This window comes from Clostridium perfringens ATCC 13124, from assembly GCF_000013285.1.
Taxonomy (GTDB): Bacteria; Bacillota; Clostridia; order Clostridiales; family Clostridiaceae; genus Sarcina; species Sarcina perfringens.
This window is the reverse complement of record NC_008261.1, coordinates 87,472-112,127: the sequence shown is the minus strand read 5'-3', so window position 1 is coordinate 112,127 and position 24,656 is coordinate 87,472. Positions and strand designations below refer to the sequence as shown.

Sequence of the window (24,656 nt, the reverse complement as noted above, 5' to 3'; positions counted from 1 at the left end):
TGTTAGAAATTTTGTTCAGAGTACTGTTAAAAATTCGCTTAGTAAATTTAAACAAAACAATCTATTTACTAAGAAGTAGTCCACTTCTGTAAGTGGTTATAGAACAAAGAAATAACATCAGCAACTTTAAAATCTTATTTAATATTTATATAATACCTTAGAAATTAATCTAAGTTTGGAAGTGGTTAAGTTGAAAATTATATTTCATATTGATGAGCCTAATAAATGGCCTATGGTTTTAGAAAACTTAAAAAATGTATTAAACAATGCTAAGGAGACCAATAGAAAATATGAATTAGAAGTGTTAGCAAACTCTATGGCTGTATTTCAGTTAAGAGAATTGATAGCTAGAAATACTCATCTAATAGATAAAATTATTGAACCGGCTGAACAAGGAGTAGTTTTTGCAGTATGTAATAACTCACTTAATAAGTTCAATATATCTAAAGATGAATTGTTCTCTTTTTGTAAGGTAGTTCCTGCTGGAATTATTGAACTTGCTGAAAAGCAATCAGAAGGATATCTATACATCAAACCATAAAATTTAACATAACTCACTACCCTTTAAAAATTTCTAAAACTCTATGCTATAAGGCATAGAGTTTTTTGCTTATATAAGACAAATTTTTATTTTTCCTAAAACTTAAGTTTTAAACCATAAAAAAATCACCCCTTGGGTAATAGGGATGATTTATTTATTAATTAGTTGTTGTTTATTTTTGTTGTTAGTTGTTATTAGTTGTTTTTAGTTATTTTAAAATTACAAACCTAAGGTTTTAATTTGGAATTTAAATAAAGTTCTTTAAGGGTTAATTAAAGCTTACTAAAATTCCTAAGTATTAATATATATTTTACTATATAAAATGAATTGATTTTTAACTTTTAGTTATTATAGTTGTGTATTTTTTAATTACAGTTAATTAAAACTGCAGATAATGTAAGTTTATTTCCTTATCTAAATAAGCTTCCACTTATTATTAATTTTTGAATTTCATTTGTACCTTCATAAATTTGAGTGATCTTAGCATCTCTCATCATTCTTTCTAATTGGTACTCTCTCATATATCCATTACCACCAAGCATTTGAATAGCTTCAGTAGTAACATGCATTGCTGCATCTGTACAAACTAGTTTAGCCTTAGCAGCTGATACTGAATAAGGTTTTCCTTCTTGTTTGTCCATTGCTGCCTTATATAACATATACTTAGCTTGTTCAATTTCAACTGCTAATTCAGCCATTTTGAAAGCTAAATATTGTTGTTTAAATAAAGGTTTACCAAATTGTTTTCTTTCCTTCATGTATTCTTTAGCTATTTCAAAAGCTCCTTCTGCTATTCCTAAGCCTTGGGCAGCAACCCCAATTCTTCCTCCATCTAGAGTTTTCATAGCTATTTTGAATCCATCATCTTCTTTACCAACTAAATTGCTAGCTGGTACAACACAGTCATTAAATAGAACTTCTGAAACCTGTGCTGATTTAATACCACATTTATCTTCTATTTTTCCTATTGATATTCCTGGGAAATCTTTTTCTACAATAAATGCTGATAATCCTTTAGGTCCCTTTGTTCTATCTGTTAGAGCAAAAACTATAAATGTTCCTGATAAAGGTGCATTTGTTATGAAGCATTTAGCCCCATTTAATATATAATTATCTCCTTTTTTCTCAGCTACAGTAATAACTCCACCAGCATCTGAGCCAGCATTAGGTTCAGTTAATCCAAAAGATCCAAGCTTTTTACCTGAAAGTATATCTGGTAGATATTTTTTCTTAAGCTCTTCTGATGCATTACTAATTCCACCAGCACATAATGAAGTAGTTACTGATACTGCTATCCCCATAGATGCATCAACCTTTGAAATTTCTTCTATAGCTAAGACATATGAAAGATAATCTCCACCTGTTCCGCCGTATTCAGTTGAATATGGAAGTCCTATGACACCTAATTCACCTAACTTTTTATAAGCTTCTATTGGGAATGTACTATTTTCATCATTTTCAATAGCAAATGGTTTTAATTCCCTTTCTGCAAATTCTTTTACTGCTCTTTGTACGTCTAATTGTTTCTGTGTTAAACTGAAATCCATACCTTAATTCCTCCCAAAATTCTGTAATTATATCTAGAGTTACAACTCTTTAAATCATTTAATTCTAGATTAATTTCATTAATAATCTAAGATCTTACTATTTTTATTTAAGTCCCATAAGCTTATCGTAGAATATTCTTTCATCCATAAGCTTAAGTGGTTCATCTATATTAGGAACAAAGTCCATGTGAGCTAAAATATCTTCTTCAAGATTAACTCCTGGAGCAATTTCTGTTAAATGTAATCCATCATTCCTTAATTCAAATACAGCTCTTTCAGTTATATACATAACTGGCTGATTAGTTTTATTAGCATACTCTCCACTGAAAGTTATCTGCTCAACATCTTCAAGGAATTTATTTGATTTACCTTCTTGAATTATATGAAGCTTTCCATCTCCAGTTTCTACTTTTAATCCTGAAGCTGTGAAAGTACCACAGAATATAACCTTTTTAGCATTTTGTGTTATGTTTATAAATCCTCCACATCCTGCTATACGAGGTCCAAATTTACTTACGTTTATATTTCCATTTCTATCAGCTTGAGCTAATCCTAAAAATGCTAAATCAACTCCACCCCCATCATAAAAATCAAATTGATAAGGCTGATCTAAAATAGCATCTGGATTTATACAAGCTCCAAAGGCAGCTCCCCCTTGAGGTACTCCTCCAACAGGACCAGATTCAACTGTAAGTGTCATATAATCTCCAATACCTTCTTCATTGGCAACAAGTGATATAACTTCTGGTATACCAATTCCTAAGTTAACTATTGTATCCTTCTTAAGCTCCATAGCTGCTCTTCTTGCAATTATTTTTCTTGCATTTAAAGGTGCTTTTTCTATGCTGCTTAATGGAATTCTAACTTCTCCTGTATAAGCTGGATTAAATTTCATTCCTAAACATTGTTCATGATCACATGGCTCAGCTAAAACAATTCCATCAACATATATTCCTGGAATCTTAACAAGTCTAGGGTCTAAACATCCCCCTGATACCACTCTCTCAACTTGTACAAAAACTTTTCCTCCGTTGTTTTTACAAGCTTGAGCAATTGAAGTAACATCTAATGTTGCCACCTCTCTATCTAAAGTTACATTTCCACATTCGTCTGCTGATGAACCTCTTAGGAAGCAAACATCTATTGGAAAAGATTTATAAAGAAGCTTTTCTTCTCCCTCAATCTCAATAAGCTTAACTATATCCTCTTTAGTAACTTCGTTTAACTTTCCTCCACTTATTCTAGGATCAACAAAGGTATTTAATCCTACATGAGTTATAGTTCCAACTCTCTTACCAGCTATATCTCTAAATAATTGAGCTAAAGTTCCCTGCGGCAAATTATATGCCTCTATTTCATTTTCAACAGCCATTTTCCCAAGCTTTGGAGCCATGTTCCAATGACCTGCTATTACTCTTTTTGTCATTCCTTTGTGAGCAAAATGATCTGCTCCACTTCCATCTCTATTTCCTTGTGCTGCAGAATACATCAAAGTTAAATTTCTTGGATGACCAGTTTCTAAAAAACGTTTTTCTAAAGCCTTAGTCAAGGATTCAGGGCAACAGCTAGCAACAAATCCTTCTGTCACTATAGTATCTCCATCTTTAACAAATTCCGCTACTTCACATGGTTTTAAAAAACTAACTCTTACCATACATAACAATCCTTTCGTGGGTAGATTAATATAAGTTACATAAACTTAATTGCTGTTTTAATTCTTATAAACTTATTAGAATTTTATATATTCAAAGTAGTCTTATTTATCTTTAAAATCAGCTTTTCTCTTATCAACAAAGGCATTCATACCTTCTAATTGATCTTCTGTTGAGAAACATAAAGCAAATAAATCTGCCTCATAGTTATATGCTGATTCAGTATCCATGTTTAAGCCATTGTTTATTGCTGCCTTAGCTAATCTAACTCCTACTGGACTCTTACTCATTATCTTATTAGCTAATTCTCTTGCCTTATCCATTAACTCTTCTGACTCATAAACCTTATTAGCAAGTCCTATTCTATGTGCTTCTTCAGCATCAATCATATCTGTTGAGAATATAAGCTCTTTAGCTATTCCTTTCCCAACTAATCTTGGAAGTCTTTGAGTTCCTGCAAAACCTGGAAGAATTCCTAAATTAACTTCTGGTTGTCCAAATTTAGCTTTCTTAGAAGCTAATCTTATATCACAAGCCATTGAAAGCTCACATCCACCTCCTAATGCATATCCATTAACAGCAGCTATTACAATTTGTGGCATATTTTCTATATCTGAAAATACCTTCTGAGCTAATCTTGAAAAATCTCTTGCTTCCATTGAATTTAAATCTTTCATTTCAACAATATCTGCACCAGCTACAAAAGCCTTTTCCCCTGCTCCTGTTATAATTACAGTTTTTATATCTTTTCTTTTTGAAATTTCATTTATAACTTCACCAAGTTCAGTTATAGTTTGATTGTTTAAGGCATTTAATGCTTTAGGTCTATTTATAATTACCTCAGCAATTCCATTTGATTCATTAAAAATAATATTTTCCATAAAAACTCTACTTCCTTTCAACCCTATATATATTTTTTTAGATTTTTCCTGTTAATATAAATTTCTAAGTTTTAAATTTATATATTAAAGTAAATTAGGTATTTAATTTTCAGTGTAATAATTTATTAAAATCAATAATTTTAAAAGGTGGTAATTTTTAAAAATCATTGTTTTTATATGCTAAATAAAAATTATAATTAACAGGTAAGGAAGTTAGTTAATCCATAAAAGTTATTCCATGCTCATAAATTTAAGTGGCAATGCTAATAACACTCCCCCTCCTACCATATTTCCCAATGTAACCCAAAATAAATTACGGAAAACAAGTGGTAAACTTACATCACCTGAGGCGAAATAAGTTATAGAGAATATTCCCATATTAGCAATGCTGTGTTCAAAACCAGCGATAACAAATGCAAATATACACCAGAACATAATTATTAATTTGCCTGTTTCAGATTTCATTTTTATTGTGCTTAGAAATGCTATACAAACCATGAAGTTACAAAGCATACCTCTTAAAAAGAGTTCAAGAGCAGGTAAATTAAGTTTTATATCAACTATACCTTTAGCATAATCCTTAATTAAATCCATAGATGCTCCACTCTTAACAAATAAAAACCCTAATAATATAGATCCTATAAAATTTCCTAAATAACTCATAAACCAAACTTTTAATGCCATAGTTAAGGTACACTCATTGTTGTATATCCCAATTGACATGACTAAGTTATTTCCTGTAAAGAGCTCTCCTCCAATAAAAGCAATAAGCCCTAATGCTAAAGAGAAGGTTGCAGCTACCATTATTCTTGCTATCTCTGGATATGAATTATTTAAAACCGCTCCAGTAGTATATGAAAGAATTATGGCTACTACTAGGAAAAATCCTGCAACTATAGCTCTAAAAAAATACTTTATAGGAGCTCTATCTGCAAACTTAAACTTATTAACTGCCATGTCTGAAATTAAATTTATATCTTTTTTTTGCATTTATTCTCCTTTATTTATATATATTATGTTTTTATTTGGCTGATTTTTATTTATTAGTTTAAATCACTAAAGTGCTAAGTAAAACTTAACTTCCTCAATGATAAATAACCATCTTTTAATTTAAAGTTATTAGATTTTTAATTTAAAAATGTAGGATGTAACCTTTAGACAATATTCCAAGTTTACCATGCTAAGGAGAAGGTTGAATTTTTACATTGATAAAAAACTATGAAACATCCTACATTAATAAGCAATTTATATAAAATACTCTTTAATCATATATATTAGGAAGCTCTTTAAAGTAATTGAACTTTATATTCAATATATTCTAAAGCTTCCTAATACAAAGATATTTATTGAGTATTAGGCGGCTATTTTATTAATTTATCATAACCTTCGTAATTAACCTTTACTAATTCTCCAGTCTCAAAAGACTCTTTACAAGCGTATCCAACAATAGTAGATAAAACGCCATCTTCAACAGTTACTGCTGGCTTTCTATTTTCTAATACGCAGTCAACAAATTCTTTAACTTCAGCTAAATATGCATCTTCGAATCTTTCTAAGAATCCCCCTGCACATTCCTTATTAACTCCTCTACTATCAAATACTGTAACTAAGTTTTTATCTGGAGTTGTTCCAATTCTTAATGTACCTTCAGTTCCTATGATCTCAGTTTCTATGTGATAACCATGAGCACAGTTTCTTCCAGCAACAAGTAATGCCATTGTTCCATTTTTAAATTTAACCATGGCTGCCCCAGTTTCAGCATCATTTATTTCATCAAACTCCTTATGTCCATAAGCTCCACCTATAGCCCACAATTCATCTGCTTCTGAATCTAGATACCATCTAGCTAAATCTATATCATGAATTGCCATATCTAAGAATAATCCACCACTATAGCTATCTTTTGCAAACTTTAAGAAGCTTGGTAAAGCCTTAGCTGGATCTAATCCATAACATCTAACTAGTACAGGTTTACCTATAGCACCTTCTTCTATTTTTTTCTTAGCGTAGGCATATGATTTATCATATCTTCTCATAAAACCTAACATAAATATTTGATTTGGATGTGAGTTAACTGCCTTCATAGCTCTAACTGCATCATCTAAATACAGTCCAAGAGGTTTTTCACTAAATACATGGAAACCTGCATCTAAAGCTTTTTCTATTTGTTCACAATGGAATCCTGATGGTGATGCTATAAATATAGCATCTAACTCTTTATTTTTTAACATTTCATCAAAGTCAGTATATCCATATGGAATATTCCATGCCTTTTGAACTTCATCAACTTGACTCTTATCTATTGAACAAACTGCTAAAAGATTAGCATTTGGAATTTTAAAAGCTAGGTTTTCAGCATGAGCTCTTCCTAATCTTCCTAAACCAACAATACCAAAATTTATCTTTTTCATTTTATCCCCTCCAAAACCATAATATCTAACAAAATTTTATTGCATTAAGGTTCATTCTTAACCCTTTATACCTTATATTTATTAACTTTAAGCTAATCCTATAGGTGAGAATAATAGATATATAAATGCCATAACAAGAACTACAGCTAATGATGCTGGTTTTGCATATTTCCAAGGAGTCATATCTATTAATGCCTTATCAGCTTGAACAAAATCTGTTTCTCTTGGTTTTATCTTACCTATTATAAGCATTACAATTACACCTATTGGTAGTAACACACCTAGTACGTATAAGAAGTGTATATCTGATAAGAAGAATTTTGATAACGTATACAAAACAATGTGCACTACGAATACTGCTTTAGCAGCAAGACTTGGAACTCTCTTTGTAAAGAATCCAACTATTACACACGCTAATATCGGAACGTTAAAGTATCCATTACACTCTTGTAAGAAGTTATATAATCCAGATGGAGCATATAGGATAAATGGAGCAACTATAACTGATATAACTGATACCACTATAATAAATTTTTGTCCTACTTTTACAAGTTGTTTATCTGAAGCCTCTGGATTTATGATAGGTTTGTATAAATCTAAAGTAAATAGTGTTGATGAACTGTTCATAGCACCATTTAATGAACTCATGGCAGCTCCAAATAAAATTGCTGCAAATATTCCTAATAAAGGTTTTGGTAATACATCAAGCAATAATGTTGGATATGCCATATCCGCATTTGGTAATGCATCTCCATATTTAGCAAAAGCTATGATTCCAGGGAATACAAGTATTGCTGGAGTTAAAACCTTAATTAATCCTGCAAGTATAGCACCTTTTTGAGCTTCTTTTAAACTACTAGCTCCTAATGCTTTTTGTACTATTGATTGGTTTGTACACCAATAGAATAAGTTATTAAATAATAATCCAGTGAATAATACAGGCCATGGAATTAATGGTGATTGTGCATTTGCTGGGTTAATAGCATTAAGCTTTTCTGGAGTTGCAATTATTATTTCAAATCCTCCAACAAAATCTCCATTTCCAAGTAATAATATTCCTAATATAGGTACTAAAAGACCTCCGATTAATAAGCCAATTCCATTTACAGTATCAGAGAATGCTGCTAGTTTCATACCTCCAAGAACTGTATATATAGCACCTACTACCCCTAATAAAAATCCAGTTAATGCTACAGCTTGGAATGTACTTATTCCTAATAAATCTGATATACCAAAAATCTGATTTAAAACTAGTCCACCTGAATATAAAACTGTAGGTATGTAAGTTACAACATAACTAACTAAGAATAAAATTGAAACTATTCTTTTAGTTGTGCTATCAAATCTCTCTTCTAAATAATCTGGGATTGTTGTGATTCCACCTTTTAAATATCTTGGTAAGAATATAAGAGCTAGTGTTATAAGTGCTACGCATGATGTAACTTCCCATGCCATTGGTCCCATATTGGTAGCATAACTTTGACCATTAAGACCTATGATCTGTTCAGTTGAAAGATTTGTAAGTATCATTGTTGCAGCGATTACAGGACCGCTTAATCCTCTTCCTGCTAAGAAATATCCTGTTGCTGTTTCTGTATTATCAGTGCCTTTAGCTTTATACCAAGCAATAGCGAATACAGCTACTAAGAATATTGCAAAACTCAAAAATATGAACATAAATTCTCCCCCTACCCTATTTTGTGGTAACAGCATAATTTAATTATGCTGTTACCTAAAATTCATTATTGACCAAATTTATTAAAGGTTAGTTTTTTCTTTTATATATTTTCTTGCTTTTATTGCATATTCTAATGGATTTGCTATTGCTGGATCTTGTTCTGCTTCTACTAATAAATATCCTTCATAGTTATTATCATCAAGAACTTTGAATATTGGTTCAAAATCTATATCTCCATCTCCAGGAACTGTGAATGCTCCTTTTCTTACTCCTTGTAAGAAGCTTAACTTGTCTCTTTTAACTTCTTCTACTTTTTCTTTTCTTATATCTTTTAAGTGAACATGTTTTACTCTATTTACGTATTTCTTTAATACTTCTAAAGCATCTTCACCTGAGTAAACTAAATGACCTGAATCAAATAATAAGTAAACTAAATTTTCATCTGTTAAGTCCATTAATTTATCTATTTCTTCAGTTGTTTGTACTACTGTACCCATATGATGGTGGTAAACAAGCTTCATTCCTTTTTCTTTTGCTAAAGCTCCTAATTTATTTAAACCTTCAGCAAGTGTTTTCCACTCTTCTTCATTTAAAACATATTTTCCATCAAATATTGGTGTTTCCATTTGACCTTGTATGCTATGTCCTTGTTCTGATACTACGATTACCTTTGCTCCCATAGCATTAAGGAAATCCCTATGTTCTATAAATGCTTTTTCAGTTTCTTCATATGGTTTAGTTGTTAAAAATGCACTGAACCAAGCACTTGCTATTTCCATATCTCTTAATTCTAAAGCTTTTTTAAGAACTTTAACATCTCTTGGATATTTGTTTCCAACTTCTGATCCTTTAAATCCTGCTAAAGCCATTTCACTTATACATTGTTCGAAAGTATTTTCTTTTCCTAAGTCTGGCATGTCATCATTTGTCCATGCTATTGGTGCTATTCCTAATTTTACATTTGAATTAAACATTCTCTATTCCCCCATTACCTTTGTATTTGTCAGAAAAGCTAACTCCCATTTAGCTCTTCTGACCAAAACTTATTTATACCTTTAATTTTTTATACCATTTTAATTCTCATTTTTAATATTAGTATTCTATTTTAACTGGTCTACCTTCTTTTAATGATTTAGTAGCAGCTAGTCCAACTAAAACTGAATATAATCCTTCATTAGCTCCAACTGGAACTTCAGTATCATTAACTAAGCAGTTTATAAACTGTTGCATTTCATTAACATAGGCATCCATGTATCTTTCTAAGAAGAAATATTTTGGTTTTTCTCCAACGATACCATCAACTGAAGCTATTGTAACTGTTGTATCTGAGTCATTATCAGCCATTACATATCCTTTTCCACCAAATACTTCAACACGTTGGTCATATCCATAAGCAGCTTCTCTACTATTATCTATTACACCTATGCATCCGTTTTCAAATTTTAAAGATATAATTGCTGTATCAACATCTCCAGCTTCTCCTATTTCAGGATTTACCATACATGCACCTTGTACATATACTTCTGAAATTCTACTTCCACTTAAGAATGCAGCCATATCAAAATCATGAATTGTCATATCTAAGAACATACCACCTGAAACTTTTACGTATTCTATTGGTGGAGCTTGTGGATCTCTTGAAGTAATTTTTATTATGTGTGGATTTCCTATTTTACCTTCTTCTATAAGTTCTTTTAATTTAGCAAAGTTGTGGTCAAATCTTCTATTGAATCCAACTTGATATTTTACTCCAGCTTTTTTAACAGCTTCTAAAGTTTTTTCAATTTTAGCAACATCGTAATCTATAGGTTTTTCACAGAATATGTGTTTACCTCTTTCAGCAGCTTCAATTGATATTTTTGAGTGAGTATCTGTTGATGAACATATTATTACAGCATCAATTTCTGGATCGTTTAAGATTTCCATGTAATCTCCTGTATAGTTTGGAATTTTAAATTCCTCAGCAGCTTTTTTAGCTGATTCTTCAAATACATCTGCTATAGTTTTAACTTGAGCTCCTTGTACTTTTTCTTGAATAGATTGAGCATGAATTCTTCCTATTCTTCCTGCTCCAATAACACCAATATTAATCATGACCATTTCCTCCATCATCTTTTAAAATTTAAATTTATTTTCAAAATAATATAAAGTAAAATTGCTTTAAATATTTTAATATCTTCTAGCGGCTTTTAAATTTTTCTCTTTGTTCTCAAACGCCTTATTTACACCATCAATTTTTGATTCTCCAGCTATTCCAACATGCCACCATGCATCATAGCCATCTGTCATTGTTTTTGGTAACACCTTTATGTCTATTAAAGTTGAAACCTTTTGCTTTTTAGCATCTTCTAAAGCTTCTTTTAATTGAGCTAAAGTTTTTACTGAATATGTTTTCAATCCATACCCACTAGCTACCTTAGCAAAATCTATAGGGATTAATCCCCCTTCTAACTTACCATTTTCATCTCTATATCTAAACTCTGTAGCAAGGCTTCCTATACCATTTGACATTTGTAGATTGTTTATACATCCAAATCCACAGTTATCAAATAAAAGTATATTTATCTTCTTTTGCTCTTGCATAGCTGTTACCATCTCTGAATGAAGCATTAAGTAACTTCCATCACCAACCATTGAGTAAACTTCTCTTTCTGGCTCTGCTAACTTAGCTCCTAATGTAGCTGCTATTTCATATCCCATACATGAATATCCATATTCCATGTGGTATGAATCTCTAACATCTGTTTCCCACATTCTTTGAAGATCTCCTGGTAAACTTCCAGCAGCTCCAACTACTATGGCATCATCATCTATTGTTTCTCTAATAACTCCTAAAGCAGCTGTTTGAGTGATTAAACCTCCTGTTAATACACTAAACTCTTCTATGCATCCTTCTCTCTTAGGTTTTATTAAAGCTTCAAAGTTTTCATCATATTTAATATTTGTTAATCTCTTCATCTCTTCTTTCCAAGCTTTTTTAGCATTTACTATTTCATCTTCATAAGATGATTCATAGTTATTTGCTTCTAACATAGCTTGTAATTCTTCTATACATACCTTTGCATCACCTATTATCTTGTGAGCATCCATTTTTTCACCATGGAATTTTGATACGTTTACAGTTATAAAATCAACTTCTGGATTCTTAAATAATGATTTTGATGAAGTTGTGAAGTCTGAGAATCTTGTTCCAACACCAATTACTAAATCAGCATCTTTAGCAATCATATTTGCAGCAAGGTTACCAGTAACCCCTATACCACCTAAATTTAATGGGTGACTTGATTTAATAGCACTCTTACCTGCTTGTGTTTCGCATATTGGAATATTAAACTCCTCTGCAAAATCAACTAAAGCTTCCCCTGCTTCTGAGTATCTAACTCCACCACCACAAATTATTATAGGTTTCTTTTTATTCATTATTATATCTAATGCCTCTTCAAACTCTTCTTGTACAGCTAGAGGTCTAGTTATCCTATGAACCCTTTTCTTAAAGAAATATTCTGGGAAGTCATAAGCTTCTCCTTGAACATCTTGTGGTAATGCTATACAAACAGCACCTGTTTCAGCAGGATCTGTTAATACTCTCATAGCATTTATCATTGCTGACATAAGTTGCTCTGGTCTATTTATTCTATCCCAATACTTACAAACTGGCTTAAATGCGTCATTTGTTGTTATTCCTAAATTATAGGACTGTTCTATCTGTTGAAGTACAGGATCTGGTTGTCTTGTAGCAAATGAATCTCCTGGTAATAATAATAATGGTATATTATTCACTGTTGCTGTAGCTGCTGCAGTAACCATATTAGCAGCTCCAGGGCCAACTGAACTTGAACAAGCTATTATTTTTCTACGATTGTTTTGTTTTGCGAAAGCTGTTGAAACATGAGCCATACCTTGCTCATTTCTTCCTTGATAAACTTTAAGTTCACCTGGATTTTCATATAAAGCTTCTCCCAATCCAACTACAATACCATGTCCAAATATAGTGAATATCCCATCAACAAATTTTTCTTCTTTACCATCAAAAGAAACGTATTGATTATCTAAAAATTTTACTAGCGCTTGGCCTGTAGTCATTCTCATAAACTTCTCATCCTTCCTATTTTTCATCTAATAACCAAACATGAGCTGGATCATCAATTCTATCTGTCCAAGGGTTTCCATCTAAATGTCTTATCATCCAACAATAATACATTCTATATCCTGGAGCAGTAGCTTGTGGGTGTGTATATCCACCTTCTATTATTGCATATCCACCATCTTTAACTTTGTAAGCTTCATCGCCTATAAAGCAAGCTCCAAATCCTTGTGGCTTATCAAATTTATAATAATAAACTTCTGGTTGTGGATGTTCATGTGGAATATAGCTTGACCATCTTCCTGGATAAGAAACTATTTCCCCATTAACCATATTTGAATATGGTGCATTACTGTAATCAAAGAATGTTTTTATCTTACGAGCTGCAGTTCCATCCCATTTATCTAAAGATGATTCTTGGATTATTACATCCTCAGGTCTATACAGCTTAGCTAAGAATTCTTTATCATTTTCAGCTTTTTGAATTAATATCTCAGCCTCTTCTAATGCCTCAACTTTAACTTCTACATTCTTGCAAACATGTAGACAAAATCCCTCTTCTTCAAATACATTTTTTCTGCTAGCTTCAACCTCTTTATTTTCCCAAAGGTATTTTATTTTACCTTCCATAAGAAGTACTGCAACTTCCTTTTTAGGTTCTAAAATTACTATTTTATTACCTTTTTTCATTTTTATAACTTCTATATCCATTAGCATACTGCTATGCTTACCATTAATCTCTGTAACAATCTTTTTCCCATCTTCTGAAAAACCTATATTTTCTACCATAGTTATAACCTCCTTAGCTTCTAGCTACCATTTCTCCATACTCTTCTTTTTCTTTCTTTATGAATTCTTTAATAGCTTCTACTGTTGGCATGTCTTCTGAGCAACTATGACTTGCAACTAACATTGCTGCTGAGGCACTTCCAAACTCAAGAGCATCCATCATGTCCCATCCTTCTAAGATTCCATATATAAATGCTGATGCATAAGCATCTCCACCTCCAAAGGATTTTAAAAGTTTTACTGGGAAAGGTTTTATTCTATATGCTTTTCCATCTCTAGTATAAGCTGTAGAACCATCTTTACCATGTTTGATTACTACTATCTTATTACCATAATCTAGCCATCTTTTAGCAGTTTCTTCATCAGTGCTATCCTTAGCTATTAAGCCTTCCATTAGATCAAACTCTTCTCTTGATCCCATTATGATATCACTTTCTTTTCCTACTATTGAATAGTAAATTGCTATTTCATCTTTATTTTTCCAATTATATTCTCTGTAATCAACGTCAAATATAACAACTGTTCCATTCTTTTTAGCAAGTCTTAAAGCTTTTAATGCAGCCTCTCTTGAAGGACTCATTGCTAAAGCAGTTCCTGAAATAACTATAGCCTTTGTATTTTTAATATAGTCTTCGTCAATATCATCAACGTCTAATTGTAAATCAGCTATACCATTTCTATACATTAAAATACTACTTTCTGTAGGACTTAATATTTCTGTAAATGTTAATCCTAAAGATTCACCATTTTTAGCCTTACTTATTTCAGATACATCTATTCCCTCTTTTTTGAAGTAATTTACTACAAACTCTCCAAATCTATCATCTGAAACTTTTCCTATAAATCCAACCTTTTTTCCTAATCTAGCAAGTCCAACTGCTATATTTGCAGGAGAACCCCCTAGGTACTTATTGAAATTCCTACTTTCTGATAATGGTTTGTGAATATCTGTAGGATTAAAATCTATTGCTACTCTCCCTACTGGGACAATATCAAATTTTCTTTTCTCATCAAATTCTATATATCTCATACTAACCCATCTCCTAAGCCTTATTTACACTTTCAAAAATATCCATATGCTTCTTTACATTCTCGTAAGCTCCCTGAACCTCTGTAGCTTGAAGTGTGAAATAGTCTTTCTTTTCATTATCTACGTATAATTTTCTTACAGACTCTTCAACAGAATTGAAGGTTGCAGTTGCAATGTTTATTTTTCTTATTCCTTTATTTTTACACTCTTTAAAGTCCTCTGGTGTTATTCCTGATCCACCATGTAGAACTAATGGTGTTTCGATGTTTTCTCTCAAATTCTCTAATACATCAAATCTAAGTTTTGGAGTTCCTTTATATACTCCATGAGCATTTCCTATAGCTACTGCTAAAGCATCAACTTTAGTCTCTTGAACAAACCTTTTAGCGTCTTCTACGTTAGTTACTTTCATCTTTATATCTTCACTACCATCTTCACTTCCGCCAACTTGTCCAATTTCAGCTTCTATAGCCGCTCCATATTTATCTGCTAATTCTTTTACCCTCTTAGTTATCTTAACGTTTTCATCAAAACTTAAATGAGATCCATCTATCATTACTGATGTAAACCCAATCTTTAAAGCCTTTTCTATATTCTCTAAGGTCAAGCCATGATCAAAATGAACTGCTACTGGCACCTTAGCATTTTTTGCAGCGCTTACCATTAAAGGTCCGATTAATTCTAATGGGGAATTAGTTAATCTAACCTCAGCAATCTGAAGAATCATCGGGGAATGCATTTCTTCAGCTGCTTTTAAAGCACCTTTAACCATTTCCATGTTTGCTATACTGAAACTTCCCACTGCATAATTTTCTTCTCTTGCAGCATCTAAAAGCTCAGTCATCTTTACTAATGCCATAATTTATTACCTCCAAAGATTATTGTAGATTTTTATCACATCATCAACTTCAATAATCTTTCTTGTATTACTTGGACTTCCGCTTTCCATAGCGTCAGCTGCCATTTTTTCTATATTATCAAAGAACTTAGTTTTATCTACTCCAAACTCTTCTAAAGTTGGTATTTCTAATTTAACCATTAATTTAACCACTTCATCTATAAATGCTTTTGCGGCCTCTTCATTACTCATATTATCATTAGCTATATTTATTTCTTTAGCTAGCTGAGCAAATCTATCATAAGCACCATCTACTACATATGTGAAACAAGCTTCTAAAAGCATTGCATTTGATAATCCGTGTGGTACATGGAATAAAGCTCCTATTGGTCTACTCATTCCATGAACTATTGTAACTGAAGAGTTATTAAATGCTATTCCAGCTTCTAAAGCTGCAATTGACATCTCTTCTCTTGCTTTTAAATCCTTTGGAGTATCAAAAGCTATAGGTAAGTACTTAAATATTCTTTTTACAGCTGAAACTGCAAAACTATCTGAAAGTGGCTGTGCCTTTCTAGATGTATAAGCCTCTATAGCATGGGTTAAAGCATCTAATCCTGTAGCTGCTGTTATCTTAGCAGGTGCTGTCATTGTAAATCTTGGATCTACTATTGCTAAGTTTGGTAATAAGTTAGCTCCTTTTAAAAGCATCTTAACATCATTTTTAGTATCTGTAATTATTGTAAATTGAGTAGCTTCTGAACCTGTTCCAGCTGTAGTTGGTATTACAGCAAATGGTGGAAGTTCTTTTTCTATTTCTCTCCCCATATAATCAGATATCTTACCTTCGTTTGTTATCATAGCTCCAATGGCTTTAGTGGAATCTATTGGACTCCCTCCACCTAAACCAATTAGAAAATCACATTGATTTTCTTTATAAAGCTTAATTCCTTTTTCTATCATAGTATCTGTAGGTTCACTATTTATTTCATTGTATAAAACGTGCTCAATATTCTCACTATCTAATACCTCTGTCAAAACCTTTACATTACCTAGATCAGTCATTACTTTATCAGTAACTATTAAAACCCTCTTACCAAAACTCTTTAAATACGCTTTACTTTCATTTAAAGCATTTTCACCTGAAATAATACGTTTTGGCATAATAAATTGATTCGCCATTTAATCACCTCTCATGAGTTAACGTTTACTATTTGTTTTCTGTTTGTTTTCTTTATGTTTTAATAATACCAACTTAACCATAACATGCCAATAACTTTTTCATATATTTACTACAAATATAATCATAATTTACGAAAAATATAACCAAAAGTTACTCATATATTTTCACAATTGCTCTTCCTTTTACTGAAAAATTCGTTTATAATAGAATCACAAAGCCTATGAAAGGAGATGAACACTTGTTGCAGTAGGTATCATTACAATAAATTGCTGTACTAAATCCAGATTAATCACATATAATATTTTGAGTTAATTTTAGTTTATATTGATTATCTTCTTAGTATTTTTTATTTGTTAATCATGAAATTAAAGCAATACCTTTAGTATAAACTCTATATATTATAAATAGATTAAATTTTATACTCACTAATTAACTAAACTTAATATTATTGATAGAATATTACGGGCAACAGGGAAAGATATGCGTTCAAAAAGAATAGACCTAGTAGAAAATTACATTATTAATCACAAAACCGTATCAATTGACAAACTATGTGAAGTGTTTGATGTATCAAAAAATACCATAAGAAGGGATTTAAGTGTTCTAGTTGAAAAAGGAACCATAAAAAAAGTCTATGGTGGAGTGACGGTTAATGAAAATCAAGAGTTAGTATCTTTTGAAGAAAGAAATGTTAAAAATAGCAATTCAAAATTAGCTTTAGGAAAGGCTGCTGCTGAATTTATTGAAGATGGATATAGCATCTTTTTAGATTCTGGTACAACAACAGTTAATATTATCGATTTCCTAAAAGATAAAAAAGATATAACTATTTTCACTAATAGCGTTACAGCTATATGCAAAGGAATTCACTACAATAACTTAAATATAATTTGTTTATCAGGAATTCTTAACAGAAAAACTCAATCTTTTACAGGCTTACATAGCACAGATATATTAAAAAGTTATAATATAAATAAATGCTTCATGGCTTGTACTGGTATTTCACTAAAAAGAGGAGTTACTAATTCTACTAAAGAAGAATTTAAAATAAAGAAAACTGCAATCTCTAGAAGTGCTGAATGTTTCCTTTTAGCTGATCAATCAAAATTTGATCATGTTTCTTTAATGACTTTCTGTGAAATTAATGATTTAAATTGTGTTATAACAGATGCAAAACCTAGTGATGAATATATTGAATACTTTAATGATAATAATGTAGATTTAAAAATTTGTGAAAAAGTAATTTACTAAAAAAATAGGGATACATAATTGTATCCCTATTTTTAATGTGCTCATAAATTATCTAAAAGCATAATTTTCTATAACTTTATTGCTACTTTCTAAGCTACAGTAAGCTAAATATCCATTTTACATTAAACTTTTAAGCTAATATTTTGATTTAGCTATAACTTTTAGATTAGGGAGGTGCTACTTAAAGCACCTCAATATTTAAAAATCTTACTTCTAAAATCTATTCCCCTCTTCCCAAGAATCGAAGAAGGTAGATTTAAAAATCACTAGATTTTAGATTTAAGATTGTAGCACAAGTCTACTATTAAGTTGTGTAATTTTAGAATTTTTATTCATTAAATTATTTAAACTTCTTATATTATTTATCATATTCATAATGGTCAATATTGTTCAAAGTAATTACTTCAAAATTTTCTCCATTCCATTCAACCTCATTATAACTAGCTTGATGAAATATAGGATAATCTATTATTTTGCTTTCCTCAAATTCATTTTTAAAGTATCCTATTAAATATCTTACACACATTCCATGAGTAACTATTAAAATGTCCTTATCTTCATTATTTTTTACTATATCATCTACAGTTTTAAATAGTCTTTCTGTAAAATCTTTTATATTTTCTCCTTCAAAACTCTTATAAGAAAATGGTTTATTGAATAGATTATCTAATTCATTTACGTATTCATCATGACTTTTTATCTCTTCAGTGGTCATTCCTTCCCACTTTCCAAAACTTATTTCTTTTAATCCTTCAACTTCTTCAACCTCAATATCCTTATCACCTTTTATTAAGTATGCAGTTCTCTTTGCTCTTTTTATAGGACTTGTAAAAATCTTATCTATTTTAATATCATTAAATTTCTTTCCTAATAACTCTGCTCTTTTAACTCCATTTTCAGTTAACTCAGAATCCTTCCATCCTTGAAATCTATGCTCAAGATTCCATAAAGTTTCCCCATGTCTTGTGAAATATATTTTCATATTAAAAATACTTCTCCCTTCTATTCCTCTTGTTTATACATAAATTTTATCTATGCTTAAAAATCCTTTAAGACAATCATCTTTAACCAATAACCATCTATTATCTTTGCAAAATAAAAATAGTTATTTACTTATTTGTATTAAGAAAATTATACTTAAAAAGATTATTTAAAATCATAAGCAGTTAACTCTGTAATAATTATATACCTTATATTAAAAATATCATAATAAAAAACTTTTTATTCATAAGTAAAAAGAGATACCTTTACGGCATCTCTTCTAATAAGGAAGTAATTAAATTTTTAATTTATAAAGCGTGTAATTTTTATATCTTATTTAAAGTATCTGTTTAATAATCCAGCGAAAGCTTTTCCGTGTCTAGCTTCGTCTTTACACATTTCGTGAACTGTGTCGTGGATTGCATCTAAGTTTAATTGTTTAGCTAAAGTAGCTAAATCTTTTTTACCTTGGCAAGCTCCATGCTCTGCATTTACTCTTGCTTGTAAGTTAGCTTTTGTATCAGCTTCTACAACTTCTCCTAACATTTCTGCGAATTTAGCAGCGTGTTCTGCTTCTTCGAAAGCTATTCTTTGGTAAGCTTCTGCAACTTCTGGGAATCCTTCTCTATCAGCTTGTCTTGACATAGCTAAGTACATTCCTACTTCTGTACATTCTCCTACAAAGTTAGCTTGTAATCCTTCGATTATTCTTTCATCTACACCTTTAGCAACTCCGATTCTGTGCTCATCTGCAAATGCTAAGTCTTCTCCTTGTTCTACGAATTTGTCAGCTCCAACTCCACATACTGGGCATTTTTCTGGTGCTTTTTCTCCTTCATAAACATATCCACATACTGTACAAACAAATTTTTTCATAATCTTATTCCTCCTACAAAACAAACAATTTATCTAATTTCAATTTATATCATAATTTAAAAGTCTTTATTTAAGTGTTTCTTTGTTGATGTATTTCCTCATCAACCTTATGTCATTATTATATAATAATAATTATTATTTAGCAATAGTTATTTTTAAATTTCTAAAATTTTTTTATTTTCTACAAATGAAACCTTAATACTTTTTAAAATCTTACTTTTACCTATATAGTCATAATTATCTAAAACATTGTGTTTTATAGTATAGAAGTTATTTATAGTATAAAAGACATTATATAATGAACTTATATAATGTCTTTATAATAATCACAATATGTGGTTATGACCTAACTTCATACTTAATTTACCATTTTCAATATAGTTTTATCACAAAATAACCTTTTTTTCTAGTATTTAATTATTTAAATTTGCGAGTTTATAAATTTATAACATTTTACTATGTAAACATTATATTTGTCTAGCAAAATATATAAAAAAATAAAGTTAGAAGTAAAAACTTCTAACTTATTTATATAAATTTATTATTTGCACTCTAATAATGCTAAAGCTACTGCTCCAATAACTCCTGCATCAGTTCCTAATCCAGCAGGAACTATTTTACAATGCTCAGCCATAGCTTTAAAACATCTTTCATTAACAACTTCTTGAACTGTTTCAAAAACAACTTCTCCAGCTTTTGAAACTCCTCCACCTATAACAACCATGTCTGGGTCAAAAGTTGCTATTGCATTTGCAACACCAATTCCTAAGTAGTTTAAAGCTTCATCTATTATTGATTTTGCAACTCTATCACCTTTAGCTGCTTCAACAAATACTTCATATGAAGTTACATTGTCGTAATCTTTTAAGCTTGTTTCTACATTTGTAGCAACTGCCTCTCTTCCTCTTTTACCAATAGCTGTTCCTGATGATACAGCTTCTAGACATCCCATGTTACCACAATTACATCTTACAGTTCCAGGTGCAACAGTTGAATGTCCAATTTCTAATGCGTTTGAAGTACTTCCTCTGTAAATTTTACCGTTAAGGATTGCTCCTCCACCTACACCAGTACTTACAGTTATATAAATCATATTTTCAGTACCTTTTCCAGCACCTAACATAAATTCACCTATAGCAGCTACGTTAGCATCATTATCTAAGTAAACAGGAATACCAAACTTAGCTTTTAATGGTGAAACTAAGTTGAAGTTTTTGAAAGGTAAATTTGGAGTTGTTATTATTATACCAGTTCTAGCATCTAGTGGTCCTGGTGATCCAATACCTATTGCTTCTACTTCATCAATAGTTACTTTTCCTTCACATATTACAGTTTCAACACAGCCTATAATTCTATCTAAAACTGCTTGCTCTCCTTCATGAGCATTAGTTGGAGTTGTATGTTGAGCTTTAACATTTCCTTCTAGATCAGCAAGAGCACAGCTAATTTTTGTTCCCCCTAGATCTATTCCAACAACGTAATTCTTCATTTAAAAAATCCTCCCCCATGTTCCTTATGGATTAATTCAACTATAAGTGCTTCTTACAAGTTGCCCTTTAGAATTCACTTCGTTAAATTATTATATGACAACTTAAATTATAGCTTATTAATAATTTTATTTAACACAAAGTACATTATAACATAAATGTACGTACCTTTACACATTTAAAGTTATACCATTTTTAAATTATATACTTTTACAATTATTTATATAAAAAATACTATTATGGCTTGCTTTCACTAACCTATTTTTTTAGCATTTATATAGTAAATCCCCTGATTGTCGTATCCTTGATTTTTTATATTAAAATTATTGTCCTTAAGCATAGAACAAATAATACCTATATTATCATCATCTAAAGACTCCATATAAATCATAAATCTATCACATACATCAACAATATTTATATAATCAAAGATGTTGCTATAATCACTTAAACTTATTTTACCCTTTATATCCATTCTATAATTGCACATGAATTACACCTCATTTAAGATATTATCTCTAAATATATAATTAGATATATAAATATAAAAACCCTCTCATATTTCAAAAGATTTAATTATTTTTAATCTTTGCATTATTTCACTTTAATTTAAGATATTTTTCAGTTACTAATAATTTTAATTAAATTAAAGCCTTGAACTTTTAGAAAGTACCTCTTAACTTTTAATTATAATAAGATAAAATACTCCTAAAAGATTTATATTCTATTATATATTTTTTTATTCATCAGTTTTATATCATCAATATATTCTTTCTAAATTATTTTTTTAAACAAATTTTAATAATACCTTTAACATTATTAATTTAACCACATTTTTTTCCTTGTATACATAAAAAGTACCATCTTTTTAAATTTTAAGATGGTACTCCCCAAATTTCTACATATAATTCTTTAAGCTTCCTTAGCTTCTTTTATTTTCTTTGCATCTTCTATTATTTTATCTACCTCTGTACTTGGAACTTCCTCATATTTTTCAAATTCCATGCTAAAGCTTCCTCTTCCTTGAGTCATTGAACGTAAATCAGTAGCATACTTAAACATTTCTGATAAAGGAATATCAGCTATAACTTTTTCATTATTACCTTCTGGTTCCATTCCAATTACTCTTCCTCTTTTCTTATTTATATCACTAATTATATCACCCATGTATTCATCTGGAATTATTATTTCTACCTTCATAATAGGCTCTAATATAACAGGTTTTGCATTCTCCATACCTTTCTTATATGCTAATGAAGCAGCTACCTTAAATGCCATTTCTGATGAATCTACAGGGTGATATGATCCATCATGTAATGTAGCCTTAATTCCTATTACAGGATAACCTGCTAAAACCCCTTTCTTTAAACAGTCTCTTAATCCCTTTTCTACTGCTGGTATATAATTTCTAGGCACAACTCCTCCAACAACCTTATCCACAAATTCTAAATCAAGCTCACCATCTCTTCTAGGCTCAAATTTAATTTTTACATCTCCATATTGTCCATGGCCTCCAGATTGTTTTTTATGCTTTCCTTGTACATCAGAACTACCTTTTATAGTTTCTCTATAAGGAATCTTAGGATCTTGAAGAATTACATCAATTCCAAATTTACTTTTTAATTTACTAGCTAAAACCTCTATATGTGTCTCTCCAATACCAGAAACTAGAGTTTCTGCATTTTCTTGATCTCTAGAAACCTTAAATGTTGGATCTTCATCTAGAAGTTTAGAAAGTCCTTGAGAAATTTTTTCTTCATCACCTTTACTTTTTGGTAATACTGCCATAGTCATAACTGCCTCTGGGAACTCAAATCCTTCATAAGCAATCTTAAAGTTACTTTCACAAAGAGTATCACCAGTTGAAGTATATTGAAGTTTTGTAACAGCTCCTATGTCTCCTGCGCCTATTTTACTTGTTTGTATTTGACTTTTACCTCTTAAAAAGCATAATGAACTAACTTTTTCTACCTTATTATTTTTTGAATTTATAATTATCTTATCAGTTGTTAGCTCTCCTGTTTGCACCTTAAATATTGAAAGCTTTCCTACAAAAGGATCAGCAATTGTTTTAAATACAAATGCAGAAAATGGCATATCCTTATTTGACTTAACTAATATTTCTTTATTATTGCTATCAATAGCAACTTTAGCTTTGCTTATATCTGGTGATGGGAAATATCCTTTAATTGAATCTAATAGGCTTTTCATACCAACTATTGATACTGAACTTCCACACATAACTGGAGCTATATCTCCTTCTTCAAATCCAATAGAAAGTCCTTTATAGATTTCATCAACTGTAAGCTCTCCTTCAGATAAATATTTATCAAGTAATTCCTCATCAGTTTCAGCTACAGATTCCATTAAATAAGTTCTATACTCATTAACCTTATCTTTTACTTCATTAGGTATTTCTATCTTATTTATTTTTCCTGATTTTTTATCATACTTAAAAGCTTCCTCAGTTATAAGATTTACAATTCCCTTAAACTCCTTTTCTTTTCCTAATGGATATTGAGTAGGAATTACTTTGTTTCCAAAAATATTTCTTATATTTTCTAATACCTTATCAAAATTTGAATTTTCTCTATCTAATTTATTTATAAAAAAGGCTCTTGGTAATTTTTCTTTTTCACAGCATTCCCAGGCTTTTTCAGTTCCAACTTGAACGCCAGTAACTCCACATACAGTTATAATTGCAGAGTCAGCAGCCTTAACCCCTTCTATTTGCTCTCCAACAAAATCAAAATAACCTGGAGTATCCAATATATTAATCTTAGTTCCATCATATTCAAAAGGAATAATAGATAAGGCTAGTGATATCTTTCTTTTTTTCTCTTCTTGATCATAATCACTTATTGTATTTCCATCTTCACAAGTTCCTAATCTATCAGTAGTCTTTGTATAATAAAGTAAAGCTTCTGATAATGCAGTTTTACCTGAATCACTATGTCCTATAATACCTATATTTCTTAAATTCTCAATTTTATGCTCCTTCATAATCTTCTGCTACACCGTTGATATTGTTTACATATCAACATATAAGTAGCATTCACCACCTTTCTAGAAAAATTAGTATTAGTAATCTGTTTAAAGTATGCATACACTTTGTATTTAATAACTTAATTATATAAAAGCATGTACTACTTTCTACTTTTATCAAATCCCCTTATGCAATAACTAAAAATTAAATTTAAATATAATGTTTACTTAAATATACTCTTTTAGTTAAATATCAAAATATATAAAAACTCTTAACTTTATTTTTATATATAAGATAAACTTAAACTCACTTTATACTCATTTGCTTTCTAAAAGTGTTTTTGAATATGTCTAATATTGATTTTGGGTAATAAAAATTTTATAAAAAACTTATATACCTAAGTATATTCCTTTCAAATAAAAAATATTATATTTAGTATTT

20 protein-coding genes are annotated in these 24,656 nt (G+C 30.3%); 2 read left to right on the top strand and 18 right to left on the bottom strand.

Going from position 1 to position 24,656, the window contains the following annotated elements:
- Nucleotides 1-190 precede the first annotated feature (190 nt).
- Nucleotides 191-541 (top strand): DsrE family protein, encoded by a 351-nt coding sequence (locus CPF_RS00510; RefSeq protein ID WP_003459957.1) that lies wholly within the window; start codon nucleotides 191-193, stop codon nucleotides 539-541.
- A gap of 410 nt (nucleotides 542-951) precedes the next feature.
- Here CPF_RS00510 and CPF_RS00505 read toward each other — a convergent pair whose 3' ends face one another.
- The 13 genes from CPF_RS00505 to CPF_RS00445 form a co-directional block, all read right to left on the bottom strand.
- Nucleotides 952-2,088 carry an acyl-CoA dehydrogenase family protein gene (locus CPF_RS00505; RefSeq protein WP_011590053.1) on the bottom strand — a complete coding sequence of 379 codons (1,137 nt, stop codon included), beginning with the start codon at nucleotides 2,086-2,088 and terminating at the stop codon, nucleotides 952-954.
- Nucleotides 2,089-2,191: 103 nt separating this feature from the next.
- A complete protein-coding gene (locus CPF_RS00500; protein WP_003459955.1) occupies nucleotides 2,192-3,742 on the bottom strand; it encodes an acyl CoA:acetate/3-ketoacid CoA transferase in 1,551 nt (516 codons plus the stop codon).
- Nucleotides 3,743-3,844: 102 nt separating this feature from the next.
- The gene (locus CPF_RS00495) at nucleotides 3,845-4,621 is read right to left on the bottom strand and encodes a short-chain-enoyl-CoA hydratase (RefSeq protein ID WP_003448562.1); all 777 of its coding nucleotides are present in this window, start codon (nucleotides 4,619-4,621) and stop codon (nucleotides 3,845-3,847) included.
- A 231-nt stretch (nucleotides 4,622-4,852) separates the two neighbouring features.
- Complete coding sequence (locus CPF_RS00490; protein WP_003459947.1) at nucleotides 4,853-5,611, bottom strand: formate/nitrite transporter family protein; 759 nt, start codon at nucleotides 5,609-5,611, stop codon at nucleotides 4,853-4,855.
- Nucleotides 5,612-5,982: 371 nt separating this feature from the next.
- Nucleotides 5,983-7,032, bottom strand: coding sequence for a Gfo/Idh/MocA family oxidoreductase (locus CPF_RS00485; protein ID WP_003459929.1), 1,050 nt, complete (start codon nucleotides 7,030-7,032; stop codon nucleotides 5,983-5,985).
- Nucleotides 7,033-7,119: 87 nt separating this feature from the next.
- Nucleotides 7,120-8,709: a solute:sodium symporter family transporter gene (locus CPF_RS00480; RefSeq protein ID WP_003448574.1), complete on the bottom strand. Its 1,590-nt coding sequence runs from the start codon at nucleotides 8,707-8,709 to the stop codon at nucleotides 7,120-7,122.
- Nucleotides 8,710-8,790: 81 nt separating this feature from the next.
- A complete protein-coding gene (iolE, locus tag CPF_RS00475) occupies nucleotides 8,791-9,684 on the bottom strand; it encodes a myo-inosose-2 dehydratase (protein WP_003459953.1) in 894 nt (297 codons plus the stop codon).
- A 118-nt stretch (nucleotides 9,685-9,802) separates the two neighbouring features.
- Nucleotides 9,803-10,804 carry an inositol 2-dehydrogenase gene (gene iolG, locus CPF_RS00470; RefSeq protein WP_003459931.1) on the bottom strand — a complete coding sequence of 334 codons (1,002 nt, stop codon included), beginning with the start codon at nucleotides 10,802-10,804 and terminating at the stop codon, nucleotides 9,803-9,805.
- 75 nt (nucleotides 10,805-10,879) lie between these two features.
- Nucleotides 10,880-12,799 (bottom strand): 3D-(3,5/4)-trihydroxycyclohexane-1,2-dione acylhydrolase (decyclizing), encoded by a 1,920-nt coding sequence (gene iolD, locus CPF_RS00465; protein ID WP_003459928.1) that lies wholly within the window; start codon nucleotides 12,797-12,799, stop codon nucleotides 10,880-10,882.
- Nucleotides 12,800-12,815: 16 nt separating this feature from the next.
- Nucleotides 12,816-13,583: a 5-deoxy-glucuronate isomerase gene (locus tag CPF_RS00460; protein ID WP_011590052.1), complete on the bottom strand. Its 768-nt coding sequence runs from the start codon at nucleotides 13,581-13,583 to the stop codon at nucleotides 12,816-12,818.
- A 13-nt stretch (nucleotides 13,584-13,596) separates the two neighbouring features.
- Nucleotides 13,597-14,613, bottom strand: a complete 1,017-nt coding sequence (gene iolC / locus CPF_RS00455; RefSeq protein ID WP_003448561.1) for a 5-dehydro-2-deoxygluconokinase — start codon at nucleotides 14,611-14,613, stop codon at nucleotides 13,597-13,599.
- Between the two features lie 13 nt (nucleotides 14,614-14,626).
- Complete coding sequence (locus CPF_RS00450; protein ID WP_011590051.1) at nucleotides 14,627-15,472, bottom strand: class II fructose-bisphosphate aldolase; 846 nt, start codon at nucleotides 15,470-15,472, stop codon at nucleotides 14,627-14,629.
- Between the two features lie 6 nt (nucleotides 15,473-15,478).
- A complete protein-coding gene (locus CPF_RS00445) occupies nucleotides 15,479-16,633 on the bottom strand; it encodes an iron-containing alcohol dehydrogenase (protein WP_003459942.1) in 1,155 nt (384 codons plus the stop codon).
- Between the two features lie 481 nt (nucleotides 16,634-17,114).
- Here CPF_RS00445 and CPF_RS00440 point away from each other — a divergent pair, with 481 nt between their 5' ends.
- Complete coding sequence (locus CPF_RS00440; RefSeq protein ID WP_011590050.1) at nucleotides 17,115-17,885, top strand: DeoR/GlpR family DNA-binding transcription regulator; 771 nt, start codon at nucleotides 17,115-17,117, stop codon at nucleotides 17,883-17,885.
- 358 nt (nucleotides 17,886-18,243) lie between these two features.
- On the opposite strand, the gene CPF_RS00435 is transcribed toward CPF_RS00440, so the two are convergent.
- The 5 genes from CPF_RS00435 to fusA all read right to left on the bottom strand — a co-directional run bounded on the left by CPF_RS00435 (nucleotide 18,244) and on the right by fusA (nucleotide 24,232).
- The gene (locus CPF_RS00435; RefSeq protein ID WP_003459940.1) at nucleotides 18,244-18,867 is read right to left on the bottom strand and encodes a histidine phosphatase family protein; all 624 of its coding nucleotides are present in this window, start codon (nucleotides 18,865-18,867) and stop codon (nucleotides 18,244-18,246) included.
- Nucleotides 18,868-19,199: 332 nt separating this feature from the next.
- Nucleotides 19,200-19,742 carry an NADH peroxidase gene (locus CPF_RS00430; RefSeq protein WP_003472992.1) on the bottom strand — a complete coding sequence of 181 codons (543 nt, stop codon included), beginning with the start codon at nucleotides 19,740-19,742 and terminating at the stop codon, nucleotides 19,200-19,202.
- Nucleotides 19,743-20,283: 541 nt separating this feature from the next.
- A complete protein-coding gene (locus tag CPF_RS00425; protein WP_003459920.1) occupies nucleotides 20,284-21,231 on the bottom strand; it encodes an ROK family protein in 948 nt (315 codons plus the stop codon).
- Between the two features lie 251 nt (nucleotides 21,232-21,482).
- A complete protein-coding gene (locus CPF_RS00420; protein ID WP_003449485.1) occupies nucleotides 21,483-21,719 on the bottom strand; it encodes a hypothetical protein in 237 nt (78 codons plus the stop codon).
- Between the two features lie 422 nt (nucleotides 21,720-22,141).
- The gene (fusA, locus tag CPF_RS00415) at nucleotides 22,142-24,232 is read right to left on the bottom strand and encodes an elongation factor G (protein ID WP_011590049.1); all 2,091 of its coding nucleotides are present in this window, start codon (nucleotides 24,230-24,232) and stop codon (nucleotides 22,142-22,144) included.
- Between the last annotated feature and the right edge of the window lie 424 nt (nucleotides 24,233-24,656).